Below are 17,389 nucleotides of genomic sequence, written 5' to 3' on the forward strand. Positions count from 1 at the left end.
CCCGGAGACCCGACCCGGGCCGGGCCCCCGTACGGGTCGGCCCGGTCACGTGGCGCCGGAGCCCGTACCGGCGACCGCGCCCTGGCCTCCGGCCCGGCGGCCGGGCCCTCGCCGTCCGGTGGCCGCACCAGGTGTCCCGCAGACCGACCGCGCTCCGGACGCCCGGCCGCCCGCTCACCGCGTCCGTGCCTCCCGCCCGGTGGCCGTACCCGTGATCTCCGGCCGGTGTCCGGCTCCGGCGGATGCCACGGACGGGGCCGGGGTCGCCGGGGCCTGGGCCGGGCGCCGGAGGCGGAGACCGGACAGCGAGGTGAGGGCGACGCCGCCGACCAGCAGGACCGCGGCCAGCCAGCGCAGCGGACTCACCTCCTCGCCCAGCACCAGCGCCGCCGAGGACATGCCGAAGACCGGGACCAGCAGCGAGAACGGGGCGACCGCCGAGGCGTCGTAGGTGCGCAGCAGGAACCCCCAGACGCCGAAGCCCAGCAGCGTGGTGGCCCAGGCGACGTAGAGGATGGCGCCCACCCCGCCCCAGTCGAGCGCGGCCAGCGCGGCCCGGTCGGCGGACGGCCCCTCGAAGATCAGGGAGAGGCCCAGCAGCGGCAGCACCGGCACCGCGCTCACCCACACCATGAAGCGGAGGGCGTCGGGCGGCGCGGCGCGGCGGGTGACCACGTTGGAGACGCCCCAGCACACCGCGGCGGCGACGCACAGGGTGAAGCCGAGCACCGGCCCGGAGGCGCCCTCGTCCACGGCCGCGACGGCTATCCCCGCCAGCGCCACGGCCATGCCCAGGACCCGTACCGGGCCGGGGCGCTCACCCAGCACCACGGCGGCGATCAGGGCGGTGAACACCGCCTGCACCTGGAGCACCAGGGAGGCCAGCCCGGCGGGCATCCCCTGCTCCATCCCGATGAACAGCGTCCCGAACTTCGCCACGCCGAGCACCAGGCCCACCGCCACGACCCAGCGCAGCCCGACCTGGGGACGGCCGACGAAGAAGATCGCGGGGAACGCCGCGGCGGCGAACCGCAGGGCGCAGAAGAGCAGCGGCGGGAAGTGGTCGAGTCCGATCTCGATGACGACGAAGTTGACGCCCCAGACCGCGGCGGTGAGCACGGCGAGGGCCAGGTGAGCGGGTCGCATGGGGACGAGCATTCCGGCAGCCGACCGTGAAGCACCAGCACGGATCTCTTCATGATGAGATGCAGCGACGCTACAACGTGTCCGGTGTGGAACCGGAACCGGACGGCGCCCCGGCCGCCGCGCCTCCGGGGCCGCACCGGGCACGCGGTGGCCGGGTACGGTCCGACGCGGCCGTGCAGGCGGCTGCAGAGGCCACGCGACCGAGCGGACGCCCGTCGGGACGCCCGTCGGGGACGGAGCCGCGACGGACCGGCCGGCACCGGGCCGCGTCGGGACCGCTCGGGCGCGGCGGCCCGGGCCCCACGCCGACGGACGGACCGGGCGCGGACGAGCCCGGCCGCGTACCCGGACCGGCCCGCACACCCGGGCCGGCCGCACACCGGGCCGGCGGAACGCCGAGGGACGACGGAGGCCGGCCGCGGGGCCGGGGAGAGGGGGACCGGTGCTGGACCTGTCCCGGTTGCGGGCGCTGCACGCGGTGGCGATGCACGGTTCGGTCAGCGCGGCGGCGGTGGCGCTGGGGTACACCCCGTCGGCGGTCTCGCAGCAGATCGCCAAGCTGGAGCGGGAGACTCGCACCACGCTGCTGGAGCGGCGGGGGCGCGGGGTGGTGCTGACCGACGCGGCCCACCACCTGGTGGAGGCCGCGGAACAACTGCTCGCCCTGGTGGAACGGGCCGAGACCGCCCTGGAGGAACGCCGCGGCCGGCCGACCGGACGGCTGGTCATCGGCGCCTTCGCCTCGGCCGCCCGCGGTCTGCTGCCGCCCGTACTGGCCCGGCTGGGCCGGGACCACCCCTCGCTCGACGCCCGCCTCGTGGAGGTCGACCCCCACCTCTCCCCGGACCTGGTGGCCCGCGGGGTGATCGACCTGGCGGTCACCCACGACTGGGACATCTCGCCGCTGCCCGCGCCGGAGGGGGTCGAGCGCGCGGTGATCGGGGACGACCCCTCCGACATCCTGGTCCCGGACGGGCATCCGCTCGCCGCGCTGCCGGTGCTGGGCCGTGCCGACCTGGCCGGCCGGCGCTGGATCTGCCAGCCTCCGGGATCGGTCTGCCACGACTGGCTGGTCCGGACCCTGCGCGCCGACGGACACGAGCCCGACCTGGCGTACCAGGTCGCCGAGTACCACTCACAGATCGCGCTGGTCGCCGCCGGGCTGGGCATCGCCCTCGTCCCCCGGCTGGGCAGGGGCCCGGTGCCTGCGGGAGTGGTGGTCGTACCCCTGGACCCGACGCCGGTGCGCCGGCTGTACGCGCTGTGGCGCCCCGGTGCCGCCCGCCGCCCGGCGATCACCGAGGCGGTCCGGGCGCTCCGGGCACACTGGCCCGAGCGCGACGGCTGACCGTCCCTACGGGCCGTGCCCCGAGCCCCTCGAGCCCCCCGAGCCCCCTACGGGCCACTGCCCCGGTCGCCTCGGGGGTTCCCGTAGGGGCCCGGCGCGGGCTCCTACGCACCGGTTCCGAGGTCCCGTACGAGGCCGCGTACGGGCCTGACCGGTGGGCCCCGTACGGGGAAACGTGTACGGGCCTCGCACGAGCCAGGTACGGCACCCGTGAGGGCTCGGCCCCGAGGACGCCGGTGCCGGTGCCGTACACCCCCGGACGGGTCAGCCGGGCGCGGCGCTCCACCGGGTGGCCGCCGCCGGGCGCACCATGGGGACATGTGCTCCGATGTCCGTACCGAGAGGCCGGACGGGACCCGGGACCGCCGGCGGCGGCGTCCGGGGGAACCGGCCCGGCGTGCCGCGCGTCGGACCGGCATGTCAGCCTTCATCGCCGCCCCCGACGCACCGGCCCGCCGGCACCGGGCACCCCGCGCCGCCTTTGTCCTCGCGACGGCCGCGGTGCTCGCCGTGCTGCTCACCGGTTGCGGGCAGCAGGACGGGAGCGCCCCCGAGGACGGCCGTCCACCCGGCGGCGGTGCGTCCGGAAGCGGTTCCGCCACCGCGCCGGCCACACCGGCTCCGCCGGGGGCGGATTCGCGGATCGACGTCGGGGTGGCTCACTTCGCCAGCGCGGTGGGCGGGGCGCCCGAGGTACGTAGGGTGATCCGCGACCGGCGGGAACTCGCGGCCTTCGCCGACCGGTTCGGCGCGCGGGGCGCGAAGATCGAGGCGGACGCGGCCGACACCGACTTCTCCACACGGGTGCTGGTCGGCTGGTCGTCCACCACCGGGTGCGCACAGTGGCCCTCCGCGGCGCTGCACCACGCCGGCCGCGGCGCGCTCGCCGTGCTGCCGGGGCCGCACCCGGCACCGCCGCCGGAGTGCTTCGCCCCGTACCACACCGTGGCCGTCTTCACGGTGCCCCGCGAACGGTTGCCGGAGAACCCGCACTTCACCCGCTGACACCCGCCGCCGCGCCCGCCCGGGCCGTACCGGCCACACCGGATGCACGCCCGGACGCACCCGCTACGGGGCTCGGCCCCACAGGACGCACCGGCCCCACGGAACGCAGGTCACGCCGGCACGAACCGCACGGAAGACGGGGGAAGGCAGGAAGACAGGGAAGACAGAGGGACGGGGAAGGCAGGCAGGGGGACAGGGGCGACAGGGGGCACACCGATCCCACGGCGCACGCCACGGCGCGCACGGCCCTGTGCGGGCGCCTCACCGCCCGTCAACGACGCCGGTCCCCGGGCGGGTTCGGTCGAACCCGCCCGGGGACCGGGGGAAGGCGACGGACGTCAGGGAAGCAGCGTGGGCGTACGCCGGATCTCCTGCTTGTCCAGCTTGGCGTCGTGCTTGGCCAGCGGCTTGGCGGGCTTGTCACCGCTGATCACCGCGGCGGGAGCGACACCGGCCCACTTGAGGATGGTGGCGGTGGCCTTCTCCTTCTCGCCCGGCTTCAGTGAGGCGACGTTGGCACCGTGGTTGGCACCCGGGGCGGTGTAGACGTAGGAGTCCTTGGCCCGCTTGCCGACCCGGAACGGCTCCGCGCTCCACGGGTCGTTCTGACCGTTGACGAACATCATCTGCTCGCTGCGGTTGCGCACCCAGTTGTCGATGTCACGCATCGCCGAGGGCTTGAACTTCATCGGGATCTCACGCGGCACGTACACCCGCGGTCCGAAGAAGCCCGGGTAGTTCACCACGTCCCGCAGGTGCGGGTTCTTCACCGTCGGGGCGCCCAGCTCGGTGCCCGCCTGGTAGTAGTACGGGGTGTACGGCTCCAGGCCCTGGTCGGTGGAGGACTCGAAGCCCGAGATCTGGTCGACGAAGTTGTACAGCTCGTCGGTGGAGGCGGTGGGCTCCGGGACGTCGGCGCAGTCCTTCTCCAGGCTGTACTGCCAGAACGCCCACACCATGTCCAGCACGGCGTTCTCGAACGCCTTGTCCGCGCTGCCGATCACCTTGAAGGTCTTGCCCTCGGCGGCGGCCCACTTCTCGTAGCGGGGCACCATCTCGTCACGGCGGGCCAGGGCCTCGTGCTGCACCGCGTCCAGCTTGTCGCGGCACTCCTTGTTCCCGACCTTCTCGAAGAACCGGTCGTACGCCGAGTCCTCCTTGTTCACCACGTCGTTGGGCGCGACGTAGGCGACGGTGCCGTCCATGTCGTCGGGGTAGAAGCGGCGGTAGTAGGTGGCGGTCATGCCGCCCTTGCTGCCACCGGTGGAGATCCAGTTCTTGTTGTAGACCGGCTTCAGCGCCTCGTACAGGCGGTGCTGGTCACTGGCGGCCTGCCAGATGTCCAGCTTCGACCAGTTGGCGGGGTCCGGGCGGGACGGCGTGAAGAACCGGTACTCCATCGACAGCTGGTTGCCGTCGATGATCTGCGTGGGCTCGCTGCGCCGCGGGCTGGTGTTGACGTTGTAGCCCGAGGTGAAGAACACGGTGGGCCGGTCCGTGGACTTGTGCAGCAGCGTGATGCGCTGCTTGAAGGTGCCCTTGGACGGCTTGCGGTGGTCGATCGGCTGCTCGTAGTTGAGCACGAAGAAGCGGTAGCCCTGGTACGGCTTCTCCTCGATGAGGCTCATCCCCGGTATCGCGAGGATGCGGTCCTTGATGTCCGTGCTGGCAGCGGTCGCCGCGCGGGACGCGGCACCGTCCTGCCCGGCGGCATGGGTGGTGCCCCCGGTGACGCCGACGGTGCCTATGAGCACGGCCGACGTCAGCACGCATCTGAGCGCCTTGTGCATTCGCCCTCCCCTGGGTCGCAAAGGTCGCCGCGAACCTACCCGGGCCACGCCTGACCCGCCAGCCCCAATCAGCTCCCTTCCGGACACGGAGAGTTGCGGCCTGCCCCCTTTCGTAGCGGCGTGTGATGGCGCATGCTGCCTACATGGACCGAGAGCAGGACGGAACCGGGCCGCCTGGACCGAGTGAACGAACCGAGCGGCTACGGCGCTATCTGGGTGAACTTCAGGAGCGCATCGACCCCCGGGCGCTGGAGTTGCTGCTGCGGCTGCTGCAAGAGGTCAGCTCCTCTCCGGCGGCCCGCGGCGGTACCTACGAGCTGGGTATGGGTCCGGAGGAGAAAGAGCTGTTCACGCCCGCTCTCCAGGCGGAACTGCTGGTTCTCTTCGGGCTGCTCACCGCCGGCGAGGAACGTGTGGTGGTGGACCTGGGGGACAGCCCGCACGCCAGGGGAATGAAGGTCCTGGTCCCTCCCGACCAGGCCGGCGACGCCGAGTTCCTGGCCCGCCACAAGAGCCGGGTGGCGGCCGAAGCGGAACGGCGGGAGCACGACCGCCGGGAGGTGGAGGCGATCGCGCGGGTCAGCGGCATGGAGCCCTGACGATCACTCAACGTGAAGCTGACCGGTAGGGTTCGGAATGACAAAACCTGACTCCGGTCTCGCGTCGGCACGGCCGTGCGCGGCACCGCCCTCCGTCCTGCCCGCCGGCCCTCGCGGCTGCCCGCCGACGCTGTCCACCGCGGCTCTCCCGCCCCCCACCGGGCCGCACCCCGCCGTGCGGGCCCGCGGCCTGCTGCCCTACGCGACCGCGCGTCCCCTGCCCGCCCCCGGGCCGCACCACCACCCGGCCACGTGGGCCCGCCACACCCACCGCACACCCACGCCCGGCCACACCGTCCCGGCCGGGCCCCACCGCACCCTCACCCAGCCACACTGCCGCGCACCGCTCTGCCGCGCCCGGCCCGCGCGCCACCGCCCGGCCACCCCCTCCCGGCCGCGCCCCCACCGCACCCTCACCCAGCCACACACTGCCGCGCACCGCTCCGCCACACCCCGGGCCGGCCACGCGGGCCCCCGCCACACCCCACCGCACACCCACGCCCGGCCACTCGCAGCCGCGCACCGCCCTGCCGCACCCATGGCCCGCACACCCTCACCCGGCCACACAGGGCTGCGCCCCACCCCGCACCCCGGCCGCGCATCCGCCCGGTCACGCGCCGCCGCGCGTTCCCGTGCTCGGGGCACACCCGCCCCGAGCCCGGCCCGCTCTCGGCCCGATGCGGCCCGGCCCAGCTCAGGGCCGACCCTGCCCGGCCCAGCTCGGGCCGTCGGCACACCAGGCCCAGCCCGCCCCTGCTCGCCCCCGACCGCAGGCAGGGACCGGACCGTCTGGGCCCGGTCCCCCCGGTTCCGGCCGGCACGGCGCGAACCGGTGCGGTCCGGCCGGCCCGGGAGTGACTGGCCCACCGCGAGTCCAATCTCACGGCACACCGCTCGGCACGGCCACCGGGAGGACTCGCCCCCTCGGCCCCATGCCCCGGCCGGCCCCGGTGGGGACGTGCGGCCGGCCCGTCAGACCTTGGCGGGTTCGTTCTGGCCGGTGAAGGTGCGCCACAGCTCGGCGTACCGGCCGTCGCGCGCCAGCAGCTCCTCATGGGTGCCGTCCTCCACCACCCGTCCGTGGTCGAGCACCACGACGCGGTCCGCGCGGGCCGCGGTGGTCAGCCGGTGGGCGACCACCAGGGTGGTGCGCTTCCCGGCGAGGCGGTCCGTGGCCTGGTTCACCAGCGCCTCGGTGGCGAGGTCCAGCGCGGCGGTCGCCTCGTCCAGCAGCAGCACATCGGGGTCCACCAGCTCGGCCCGGGCCAGCGCTATCAGCTGCCGCTGCCCGGCCGACAGGTTCCGCCCGCGCTCGGCGACCTCGTGCAGGTAGCCGCCCTCCAGCGAGGCCACCATGGCGTGCGCCCCCACCGCCCGGGCCGCCGCCTCCACCTCGGCGTCGGTGGCGTCGGGCCGGCCGAAGGCGATCGCGTCCCGCACGGTGCCGGGGAAGAGGTACGACTCCTGCGGCACCACGCCCAGCCGCCGCCGGTACGCCGTCAGGTCCAGGGCACGCAGGTCCGTGCCGTCGACCCGGACCGACCCCGAGGTCGGGTCGTAGAACCGGGCCACCAGCTTGACCAGGGTGGACTTGCCCGCCCCGGTCTCACCGACGAAGGCGACCGTCTGGCCCGCGGGTATGCGCAGGTCTATGCCGGTCAGCGCCTCCTCCTCCGTGCCGTCCGCTCCCCCGTACCGGAACCGCACGTCGTCGAAGACCACCTCGCCGCGGAGCTTGCGCACCGGACGGGGCGCCTCGGCGGGCGGGGTGCTGGTCGGCTCCCGCAGCAGCTCCTGGATGCGGCGGAGCGACACGCTCGCCTGCTGGTAGCCGTCGAACACCTGGGACAGCTGCTGCACCGGGGCGAAGAACAGATCGATGTAGAGCAGGTACGCCACCAGGGCCCCCGCGGTCAGGGTCCCGTCGGCGACCCGCCGGGAACCGACCACCAGTACCGCGGCGGCGGCCACCGACGACAGCAGCTGCACGAACGGGAAGTACACGGATATCAGCCACTGGCCGCGCACCCGCGCCTGGCGGTAGCCGTCGCTGCGCTCGGCGAACCGCCGGCTGCCGGTCTCCTCGCGCCGGAACGCCTGCACGATCCGCAGACCGGCCACGCTCTCCTGGAGCTCGCCGTTGACGCCGCTGACCCGCTCCCGCGCCAGCTCGTACGCCTTGACGCTCTGCCGCCGGAAGAAGACCGTGCCGATGATCAGCGGGGGGAGGGTGGCGAAGACCACCAGCGCCAGCTGGACGTCGATGACCAGCAGCGCCACCAGGATGCCGAAGAAGCTCAGCAGGCTGACCACCGCGGTGACCAGGCCGGTCTGCAGGAATGTGGAGAGCGCGTCGACGTCGGTCGTCATCCGCGTCATGACCTTGCCGGTCAGCTCACGCTCGTAGTAGTCGAGCCCCAGCCGCTGGAGCTGCGCGAAGATCTTGACGCGCAGTGCGTACAGCACCCGCTCACCGGTGCGTCCGGTCATCCGGATCTCGCCGACCTGGGCTGCCCACTGCCCGAGGACCACCAGCAGCGCGAGGGCGGAGGCGGCCCAGACCGCACCGAGCGCGGTGCGCTGCACGCCCTCGTCGATGCCGTGCCGGATCAGCACCGGCAGCAGCAGTCCGGCCACCGCGTCGATGGCCACCAGCAGGAGGGCCAGCAGCAGCGGAGCCCCGAAGCCGCGCAGCAGCTGCCGCAGCCCGTACTCCTTCTCGGGCCGCTCAGCCGCCGCCTCGTCGATGTCCGGGGCGTCGGTGGCCGGCGGCAGCGCGGCCACCTTGGCCAGCAGATCGGGGGTCGCCGGCATCCCGGCGAGGGCGCCCGCCATGGCGCCGGGCCGCCCGGTGGCCGCCGCGTCGGCCGCGGCCGGCGGCCGGCCGTCCTTCGGCTCCTGGCCGTCCCGCCCGCGCACCCACAGCTCGGGGGTGACCCGGTCCGCCACCCGTCGGCGGGCGCTGACCGGCTCCGAGTCGATCTCGGCCTCGACCTCCAGCCCGGACTCCAGCTCCAGGTCCACCGTGCCGTCCGCGCCGCGCCCGGTGGCGGCCGCCGCGAGCCCGGCCGGGTCACGGGCCACCCCGCCCAGCTCGTCGGGGTCGGTGAGCAGGGCCCGGTACAGCTCGCAGCGGGCCCGCAGCTCGTCGTGGGTGCCGACATCGACGACCCGACCGGCGTCCAGCACCGCGATGCGGTCGGCGAGCGAGAGGGTGGACAGCCGGTGTGCGATCAGCAGGGTGGTACGGCCGGCCATCACGCCCCGCAGCGCCTCGTGGATCTCGTGCTCGACCCGGGCGTCCACCGCCGAGGTGGCGTCGTCCAGCACCAGCAGCCGCGGGTCGGTGAGGATGGCCCGGGCCAGGGCGACGCGCTGGCGCTGCCCCCCGGAGAGGGTCAGCCCCTGCTCCCCGACCTCGGTGTCGTAACCGTCGGGCAGGTCGCTGATGAAGCCGTCGGCCTGGGCGGCGCGGGCCGCCGCCCGGATCTCCTCCTCGGTGGCGTCCGGCCTGCCGTAGGCGATGTTGGCCCGGACCGTGTCGGAGAAGAGGAAGCTGCTCTCCGGGACCAGGCCGATGGCCGAGCGCAGCGAGGCGTAGGTGAGGTCCCGCACGTCGTGGCCGCCGATCCGCACCGTACCGCCGGTGGGATCGTAGAAGCGCGGCAGCAGCAGCGAGAGGGTGGACTTGCCACTGCCCGAGGCGCCGACGACGGCGAGCGTCTCGCCCGGCTCGATGCGGAGCGAGACGTCCCGCAGCACCGGGCGCTCGGGGTCGTAGCCGAAGCTGACCCGGTCGAACTCCACGGTCGCGGGGGCGTCGGCGGGCAGCTCCCGGGCGTCCGGGCGCTCGCTGATCGCCGGCTCGGTGTCGATCAGCTCGAAGACCCGCTCCACGCCGGCGCGCGCCTGCTGCCCCATGGTCAGCATCATGGTGAGCATCCGGACCGGCCCCACCAGCTGGGCGAGATAGGTGGAGAAGGCGACGAAGGTACCCAGGGTGATCTGCCCGCGGCTGGCCATCCAGCCGCCGAGCGCCAGCATCGCGACCTGGCCCAGTGCGGGTACGGCCTGGAGCGCCGGGGTGTAGCGGGCGTTGAGCCGGACCGTGCGCAGCCGCGCGGCGAACAGCCTGCGGCTCGCCTCCCGCAGCTTCCCGGTCTCCTGCTCCTCCTGCCCGAAGCCCTTGACGACCCGGACCCCGGTGACCGCGCCGTCCACCACCCCGGCCACGGCGGCGGCCTGGCCCTGGGCGTACCAGGTGGCGGGGAAGAGCCGGACGCGGCTGCGCGAGGCCAGGATCCACAGCGCCGGGGCGACGGCGAGCACCACCACGGTCAGCAGCGGCGACAGGACGGCCATCACCACCAGGGAGACGATGAACAGCAGCACGTTGCCGATCATCATCGGCACCATGAACAGCAGCCCCTGGATGAGCTGCAGGTCGCTGGTGCCGCGGCCGACCACCTGGCCGGTGCTCAGCTCGTCCTGGCGTCTGCCGTCCAGCCGGGTGATCGACCGGAACATCTCGGTGCGCAGGTCGTGCTGGACGTCGAGGGCGAGCCGACCGCCGTAGTAGCGGCGCACGTAGGTGAGGGCGTAGACCAGGACGGCGGCGCCGACCAGCACGGCGGCCCAGGGGGCGATGGGCCGCTCCTGGTCGACGATGACATCGTCGATGATCAGCTTCGGCACGAGCGGGACGAGCGCCATGACCGCCATGCCGGCCAGCGAGGCGCCCAGCGAGAGCAGCACGTTGCGCCGGTACCGCCAGCAGTACGCGGTGAGCCGGCGCACCCAGCCCCGCGGCTCCTCGTCGCCCTTCGACGCGCTTGCCACCCGTGTCCTCCCCGTCCATCGCTTCACCCCGTGGCGTGATCGCCACCGGACGTTGCAACGCACAGGCGTGCGGTTTTCATCCTGCCGCAACAAAAGTCACCCGGAGGGGTGATGCACGGCCGAACGGGTGACCCGCCGTCCGCGCCATCGCGTGCCGGCGTACGCCCCGACCACGGCGTTCACGCGCGGCGCGGCACCCCCGCCCGGCACGGCACCGCCGGCCCGGCACGGCACCCCGTCGAGGGGTCCACGCGCGGCGACGATGTCCCGCGGCGGCGCGTCAGGCGGCGGCGCCCGCGTCCTCCCCGGTGGCGACCGTCACCTCCGCACAGCGCGCCGCGAGCTCGTCCAGGGGGAGCCCCAGGGCGTCGGCCAGGGCCGCGACGGTGAAGAACGCCGGGGTCGGCGCCCGGCCGGTCTCGATCTTGCGGAGGGTCTCGGCGGAGATCCCGGCGGCCGCGGCGACGGCGGCCATGCTGCGTTCGCCACGCGCCTCGCGCAGCAGGGCACCGAGGTACCGGCCGCGTTCGCGCTCCAACGGGGTCAGGGGGGTGCGCACCATGTCCGTGATACTAATACCGGTATAGAAATTGGAGCCGGGGGCGTGTCCTTCTCGGCGGCCGCGCCGTGCCCGGACGCGGCCCCGTCCCGGACGGTCCGGGTCGCGGGACGCCGAGGACGGCCCGAAAGCGGTCGCCGAACGGGCCGGGTCCCGGCCCCGGGGCCACCCCGGCACCCGGCGACACCCGGCGCACCGGCGGCGCCCGACGCACCGGCGGAAACCGGCGGCACAGCGGCGCCGGTGAGCAGCGGCCGCGCCCGGCGGCACTCAGCAGCACCCGGCGGCAGCCGGCGGACAAGGAACGCCCGGGACACGCGTCGGGGCCACGGCACGCGGCGGCACCCGGCGGCAGGAACGCCCGGGACGCGCGTCCGGGTCACGGCACGCGGCCCCGGGGAACGCACCCGCGAGACGGGCGCGGAACGACAGACGCAGAACGGATGGGGAGGAACACCGGCCATGGTGGAGATCAAGACGGACGCGGAGCTGGAGGCCATGCGGGAGGCGGGGCGCGTGGTGGCACAGGCGCTGGAGGCGGTGCGCGAAGCCGCCGCGGTGGGAGTGCGGCTGCGGGACCTGGACGAGGTCGCGCGCGGCGTGCTGCGGGCGGCCGGCGCCGGCTCACCGTTCCTCGGCTACCGGCCGGATTTCGCACCCACCCCGTTCCCGGCGGTGATCTGCGCCTCCGTCAACGACGCCATCGTGCACGGCATCCCGGACGGTTACCGGTTGCGCGACGGTGACCTGGTGAGCATCGACTGCGGGGCGTTGGTGGACGGCTGGGCCGGCGACGCGGCCACCAGCTTCATCGTGGGCACCCCGCGCCCGGAGGACCAGCATCTGGTCGAAACCACCGAGCGCGCGCTGGCGGCGGCGGTGGAGGCCGCGGTGGTGGGCGCCCGGATGGGGGACGTGGGGCACGCCATCAGCACGGTGGGCCGGTCCGCCGGCTACGGCATCCCCCAGGACTTCGGCGGCCACGGCATCGGACGCCGGATGCACGAGGACCCGCCGGTGCCCAACCAGGGCCGGCCCGGACGCGGTTTCCGCCTGCGGCACGGGCTGGTCCTCGCCATCGAGCCGATGTTCCTGGCGGGCGGCTCCGGTGCCTATGTGACCGACCCTGACGGATGGACGCTGCGTACCGCGAACGGCCGGCGCGCCGCGCACAGCGAGCACACCGTGGCCATCACCGAGGACGGCCCCCGGGTGCTCACCGCGCGCTGACGACCAGACCGGTCCGGCCTGGTTCAGGCCAGTTCGAGCGGATCGGGCCTGCCCGGACGGGCCGGATCGGGCGGGCGGGCGAGGCGCCGCCGGGGCGCGTACCACCCGGCCCGCGCCCCGGCACAGACCGGCGACCACCGGCGCGCGACCAGTCCCCGGCACCGACCCGGACCCCGCACCACCCACCAAACCCACCAGCACCGGCACCGGCACCGGCACCGGCACAGAGACCGGCACCACCGTCACGGCACGCCGCTCAACTCCCGCCCCCGCCGATGAGTTCGGCGAACCGGGCCGGGTCGATGTTGCCGCCGGAGATCACCACGCCCACCCGCGGCGGCGGTTCCGCGATCCGGCCGGTGAGCAGCGCGGCCAGCCCGGTCGCACCGCTCGGCTCCACCACGATCTTCAGCCGGGTGAAGGCGAACTCCATGGCGTCGCGGATCTCGTCGTCGCCGACCAGCACCACCTCGTCCAGCAGCCGCCGGTTGACGGCGAAGGACAGCTCACCCGGCGTCCCCAGTGCCTGCCCGTCGGCGATGGTGCGCGGTACCGGGATCCGCACCCGCCGTCCGGCCTCCAGCGAGCGCTTGTAGTCGTCACCCGCCTCCGGTTCCACGCCGATCGTCCGTACGGCCGGGTCCAGCGCCCGTACCGCGGTGGCGCAGCCGGCCATCAGCCCGCCGCCACCGACCGGGGTGACCAGCGCCCCCAGCCCCTGGACCTCCTCCGCCAGCTCCAGGCCCACGGTGCCCTGACCGGCGATCACGTGCGGGTGTTCGTACGGCGGCACCAGCGTGAGCCCGCGTTCGGCGGCCAGCTGCTCACCCAGCGCGGTCCGGTCGCCGGTGTAACGGTCGTAGGTGACGACCTCCGCGCCGTAACCCAGGGTGGCCTCCCTCTTGGTGCGGGGTGCGTCCTCCGGCATGAGGATCACGGCCGGCGCGCCCAGCATCCGCGCGGCGAGCGCCACCGCCTGGGCGTGGTTGCCGGAGGAGTACGCCGCCACGCCGCGACGCAGCTGCTCGGGGCTCAGCTGGGCGATGGTGTTGTAGGCACCGCGGAACTTGAAGGCGCCCACGCGCTGGAAGTTCTCACATTTGAGGAACACCTGTGCACCGACCCGCTCGTCCAGCGTGCGGGAGGTCAGGACCGGGGTCCGGTGCGCCACCCCCTTGAGCCGGGCCGCGGCGGCACGGATGTCCTCGAAGGTCACCTGATCGGTGGTGGTCATGGGTACGCCGTCCTCTCACTCATCCGGTCACTCGTCCGTTCGGTCACTCGTACGCCCGGTGCCCGGCGCCGGACGGCTCCGCCGCCCACCTCGGACAGGAAGCACGGGGGCCGGAGGCCCGGTCATCCCGGAACCGCGCCCGGTGGCACGATCACCACCCCGGCAGCCTCACGGCCCGTCGCCCGACCACGAGCCGGCCCGCCCGGCCACAGGCGGAACCACCCGGGCACTCCCGGCCACAGCGCGTTCACCCTGGTAACCCGGGCACGCCCGGGCACAGGCGCGATCACCCGGCCACCCGGGCACGCCCGGGCACGGGCGCCATCTCCCGGTACGGGCCGCGGCTACGGCTCCTCCAGGGCCCCGGGAGCATCCGGCCGCTCACCACCGAAACCGATGGCGGGCCGGCCCGCGCCGGAGGTCCGCCCGGCCGCCGGTTCACCCCGGCGCACCTCGGACAGGTAGGCGTACGCGGAGGCGCGGGAGATGCCCAGCCGGGCCGCCACCCGGGGGACGGCCCGGCGCACCGCGAAGACCCCGGTGGCCTCCAGCCGCCGGAACAGCGCCACCCGCTCGGCCCGGTCCAGGTCCGCCCACTGCTTGCCCCGGGCCAGCTGGAGCCCGTCCACCGCCGCGTCCACCACGTCGTCCACGTCGTTGCTGAAGGTCGTGGTCGGCACCGCCGCGCCGGGGAGCACGGCGGTGTTCGGGTCGACTCCGGCCAGATCACCCAGGAGCGCCCGGGCCTGGTGCAGCGCGGTGATGTCGAGGTTGACGCAGAAGGCCCCGAACGCGGTGCCGCGCGAGGTGCGCAGCACGACGGTGGAGGACTTCAGCATCCGGCCGGACGGGGTCCGGGTGACGTAGTTGAGCCGGTCCGGCGCGGTGTCACCCTGCCGGAGCAGGTCCATGCCGATCTCGCTCATGGAGCCGCCGACGGTACGGCCGGTGAGGTCGCCCGCGATGATCACGACCGAGCCGTCGGGCCGGCGGAAGTCGTGGACGACCACCTCACAGGAGGGTCCGAAGGTGGCGGCCAGCCCCGCGACCACCGGCCGCAGCGCCTCGATCACGGCGTCGGCCTCGGCGCTGTCCGCGGCCCTGCCCGGCGGTTCCCCGGCTCCGTCCTCCGCTCCGCCCGGCGGTTCCTCCGCCGCGGCCGGCGCGCCCTCCGCGTCTCCCCGCACGTCCGTCACCTCCCCCTCCGGCGCCGGCACCGCGCCGGTCGCCACGGCCCGTTCCGCGGGTCCCGTCACCCGCGCGACCTCAGGCCCTGGATGGACTGTACAGCCCTTAGACGTTCCGTCCAAGCATCCGATCCGCGACCACCCGGCCGGCCGACCACCCGGCCGCCCGGGTGACCGAGGTCCGGGCCCCGGGGTCACGGGCCGGCCGGACGCCGCGCGGCCCCGTCCCGCGACCGGTCAGCGGCCCATCCCGCGACCGGCCCGGCCCCCCGTCCCGCCACCAATGCGCGGCCCCCGTCCCACCCACCGACGCGTGTCCGCCCGCGGGCCCTCGGCACGTTCGTCGGCGGACACGCCGACGCCCGGCCGCCCCGAGGGGTGGCCGGGCGTCGGACCCGAGCAGCGGAGGGTATCGGCCGTCAGGCCGCGCGCTCGGCCGCGATCTGGCGCGCCATGATCGTGGTCAGTTCGTACGCCGTGTGGGACGCGGCGACGGAAGTCATCTCGGCGTGGTCGTAGGCGGGCGCGACCTCCACCAGGTCGGCGGAGACCAGGTGGCAGCCGGCCAGCCCGCGCAGGATCTCCAGCAGTTCCCGGGAGGTGAGGCCGCCGGCCTCCGGGGTGCCGGTGCCCGGGGCGTGCGCCGGGTCCAGGACGTCGATGTCGATGGAGATGTACAGCGGGCGGTCCCCGATCCGCTGACGGAGCTGGTCGGCGACCTCGTCCACGCCGCGGCGCATCACATCGGCGGAGGTGACGATGCCGAAGCCCATCTTGGCGTCGTCGTCCAGGTCCTGCTTGCCGTAGAGCGGGCCGCGGGTACCGACGTGGCTGAGCGCCGAGGTGTCGAGGATGCCCTCCTCCACCGCGCGGCGGAACGGCGTGCCGTGGGTGTACTCCGCGCCGAAGTAGGTGTCCCAGGTGTCCAGGTGCGCGTCGAAGTGCAGCAGCGCGACCGGCCCGTGCTTGCGGGCCACGGAGCGCAGGATGGGCAGCGCGATGGTGTGGTCGCCGCCGAGCGTCATCAGCCGGGCGCCGGTGCCCAGCAGGTCGTCGGTGGCCGCCTCGATGGTCTCGACCGCTTCGTTGATGTTGAACGGGTTGGCGGCGATGTCACCGGCGTCGGCGACCTGGGCGAGCGCGAACGGGGACGCGTCCTGCGCCGGGTTGTACGGGCGCAGCAGCCGGGACGCCTCGCGGATCGCGTTTCCGCCGAAGCGGGCGCCGGGCCGGTAGGAGACGCCGGTGTCGAAGGGCACGCCGACCACCGCGACATCGGCGGTGCCGCCGACCTGGTCCAGGCGCGGCAGCCGGGCGAAGGTGGCCGGTCCGGCGTAGCGCGGGATGCGGGAGGAATCGACCGGGCCTACCGGGCCGGCGGGCTGACCGGGCTGACGGGCGTCCGTGCTCATGCGGCTGCTGCCTCTCGGCGGTGCGGGATGGGGAACGGCAGTCCGAGGGGACCACGGATTCCGAGGGTAGGCAGATCGACGGATTCCGCACATGTACGTTCCCGAGTCTCCAGTCCGGCTATTTGGACACCATGTCCATTTACCGGGTTCAGGGGGGAGAATGGGCCGCATGCCGATAGCCAGCCCTGTCCCGACCCGGGCCGAACTCATCGACCACCTGGTCCGCACCCGCATCGCGGGCGATGTGGCCACCCCTCGCGACAACAACCTCTCCCACTACCGCAGGCTCGCGAACGGTGACCGGTACTACTGGTTCGGGCTGGAGTTCGGCGACCGCTGGGCGGACGAGCAGGACGTGCTGGCCGTGATGGCGGAGCGGTGCGGCGTGGTCGACGACCCGCTGCACCGGATGGGTCAGGACACCATCGACCCGGAGCTGACCGTCGGGGCGCTGGACCGGATGGCGGCGGTGCTGCGGAAGGCGGCGAAGGAGCGGCAGCGGGTGCTCTTCGCGACCGGCCACCCGGGCGGGCTGCTGGACGTGCACCGGGCCACAGCGGCGGCGCTGCGGGCCGCGGGCTGCGAGATCGTGGAGATCCCGGGCGGGCTCACCGCCGACGAGGGATACGTCTTCCAGTTCGCCGACGTGGCGGTGCTGGAGCGGGGCGCCACCCTGTGGCACACCCACTCCCCCGCCCCGATGGCCGCGGTCCTGGACGGCCTGGAGCGCGAGGGCCGGCCGCTGCCGGACCTGGTGGTGGCCGATCACGGCTGGGCGGGGTGCGCGGGCCAGCGCGGGATCACCGCGGTCGGTTACGCGGACTGCAACGACCCGGCGCTCTTCCTCGGCGAGGCGGAGGGCACCCTCGCGGTGGTGGTGCCGCTGGACGACCATGTGACCAACCCGCGGTTCTACGACCCGATGACCGCCTATCTGCTGGAAGCGGCCGGCCTCCCCTCCTGGGGCTGAGCCGACCCCCTTCCGGGCTGAGCCGGTCGCTCCTCCCGGCTGAGCCGACCTCCCGTATCCGGGGCTGAGC

Annotated in this window: 12 protein-coding genes; 5 read left to right on the plus strand and 7 right to left on the minus strand. The window is 74.5% G+C overall.

The features are described 5' to 3' along the window. Positions 1-174: 174 nt before the first annotated feature. On the minus strand, positions 175-1,146 hold the full coding sequence (locus IHE55_RS09405; protein WP_197988613.1) for an EamA family transporter: 972 nt from the start codon (positions 1,144-1,146) through the stop codon (positions 175-177). A 442-nt stretch (positions 1,147-1,588) separates the two neighbouring features. Between IHE55_RS09405 and IHE55_RS09410 the strand changes: the two genes are divergently transcribed. Then, the gene (locus tag IHE55_RS09410) at positions 1,589-2,494 is read left to right on the plus strand and encodes a LysR family transcriptional regulator (protein WP_197988614.1); all 906 of its coding nucleotides are present in this window, start codon (positions 1,589-1,591) and stop codon (positions 2,492-2,494) included. A 417-nt stretch (positions 2,495-2,911) separates the two neighbouring features. Beyond that, positions 2,912-3,499, plus strand: coding sequence for a hypothetical protein (locus IHE55_RS09415; protein WP_197988615.1), 588 nt, complete (start codon positions 2,912-2,914; stop codon positions 3,497-3,499). Between the two features lie 338 nt (positions 3,500-3,837). Here IHE55_RS09415 and IHE55_RS09420 read toward each other — a convergent pair whose 3' ends face one another. Next, on the minus strand, positions 3,838-5,289 hold the full coding sequence (locus tag IHE55_RS09420) for a S28 family serine protease (protein WP_197988616.1): 1,452 nt from the start codon (positions 5,287-5,289) through the stop codon (positions 3,838-3,840). 143 nt (positions 5,290-5,432) lie between these two features. On the opposite strand from IHE55_RS09420, the gene IHE55_RS09425 reads away from it, so the two are divergent. Further along, positions 5,433-5,888 (plus strand): hypothetical protein, encoded by a 456-nt coding sequence (locus tag IHE55_RS09425; RefSeq protein WP_197988617.1) that lies wholly within the window; start codon positions 5,433-5,435, stop codon positions 5,886-5,888. Positions 5,889-6,860: 972 nt separating this feature from the next. Here IHE55_RS09425 and IHE55_RS09430 read toward each other — a convergent pair. After that, a complete protein-coding gene (locus IHE55_RS09430; RefSeq protein ID WP_197988618.1) occupies positions 6,861-10,727 on the minus strand; it encodes an ABC transporter ATP-binding protein in 3,867 nt (1,288 codons plus the stop codon). Between the two features lie 280 nt (positions 10,728-11,007). Then, positions 11,008-11,289, minus strand: a complete 282-nt coding sequence (locus IHE55_RS09435) for a helix-turn-helix domain-containing protein (protein ID WP_197988619.1) — start codon at positions 11,287-11,289, stop codon at positions 11,008-11,010. 459 nt (positions 11,290-11,748) lie between these two features. Between IHE55_RS09435 and map the strand changes: the two genes are divergently transcribed. Then, a complete protein-coding gene (map, locus tag IHE55_RS09440) occupies positions 11,749-12,516 on the plus strand; it encodes a type I methionyl aminopeptidase (RefSeq protein ID WP_197988620.1) in 768 nt (255 codons plus the stop codon). 256 nt (positions 12,517-12,772) lie between these two features. Here the strand turns inward: map and IHE55_RS09445 are convergent, their stop codons facing one another. The 3 genes from IHE55_RS09445 to speB all read right to left on the minus strand — a co-directional run bounded on the left by IHE55_RS09445 (position 12,773) and on the right by speB (position 16,349). Next, a complete protein-coding gene (locus tag IHE55_RS09445; RefSeq protein ID WP_197988621.1) occupies positions 12,773-13,750 on the minus strand; it encodes a threo-3-hydroxy-L-aspartate ammonia-lyase in 978 nt (325 codons plus the stop codon). A gap of 344 nt (positions 13,751-14,094) precedes the next feature. Continuing rightward, positions 14,095-14,823, minus strand: a complete 729-nt coding sequence (locus IHE55_RS09450) for a helix-turn-helix transcriptional regulator (protein ID WP_307826863.1) — start codon at positions 14,821-14,823, stop codon at positions 14,095-14,097. A gap of 533 nt (positions 14,824-15,356) precedes the next feature. Continuing rightward, positions 15,357-16,349, minus strand: a complete 993-nt coding sequence (gene speB, locus IHE55_RS09455; RefSeq protein WP_197988623.1) for an agmatinase — start codon at positions 16,347-16,349, stop codon at positions 15,357-15,359. A gap of 160 nt (positions 16,350-16,509) precedes the next feature. Between speB and IHE55_RS09460 the strand changes: the two genes are divergently transcribed. Continuing rightward, positions 16,510-17,319, plus strand: coding sequence for a phosphatase (locus tag IHE55_RS09460; protein ID WP_197988624.1), 810 nt, complete (start codon positions 16,510-16,512; stop codon positions 17,317-17,319). Positions 17,320-17,389 lie beyond the last annotated feature (70 nt).

It is taken from the genome of Streptomyces pactum (assembly GCF_016031615.1).
In the GTDB taxonomy this organism is placed as follows: Bacteria; Actinomycetota; Actinomycetes; order Streptomycetales; family Streptomycetaceae; genus Streptomyces; species Streptomyces pactus.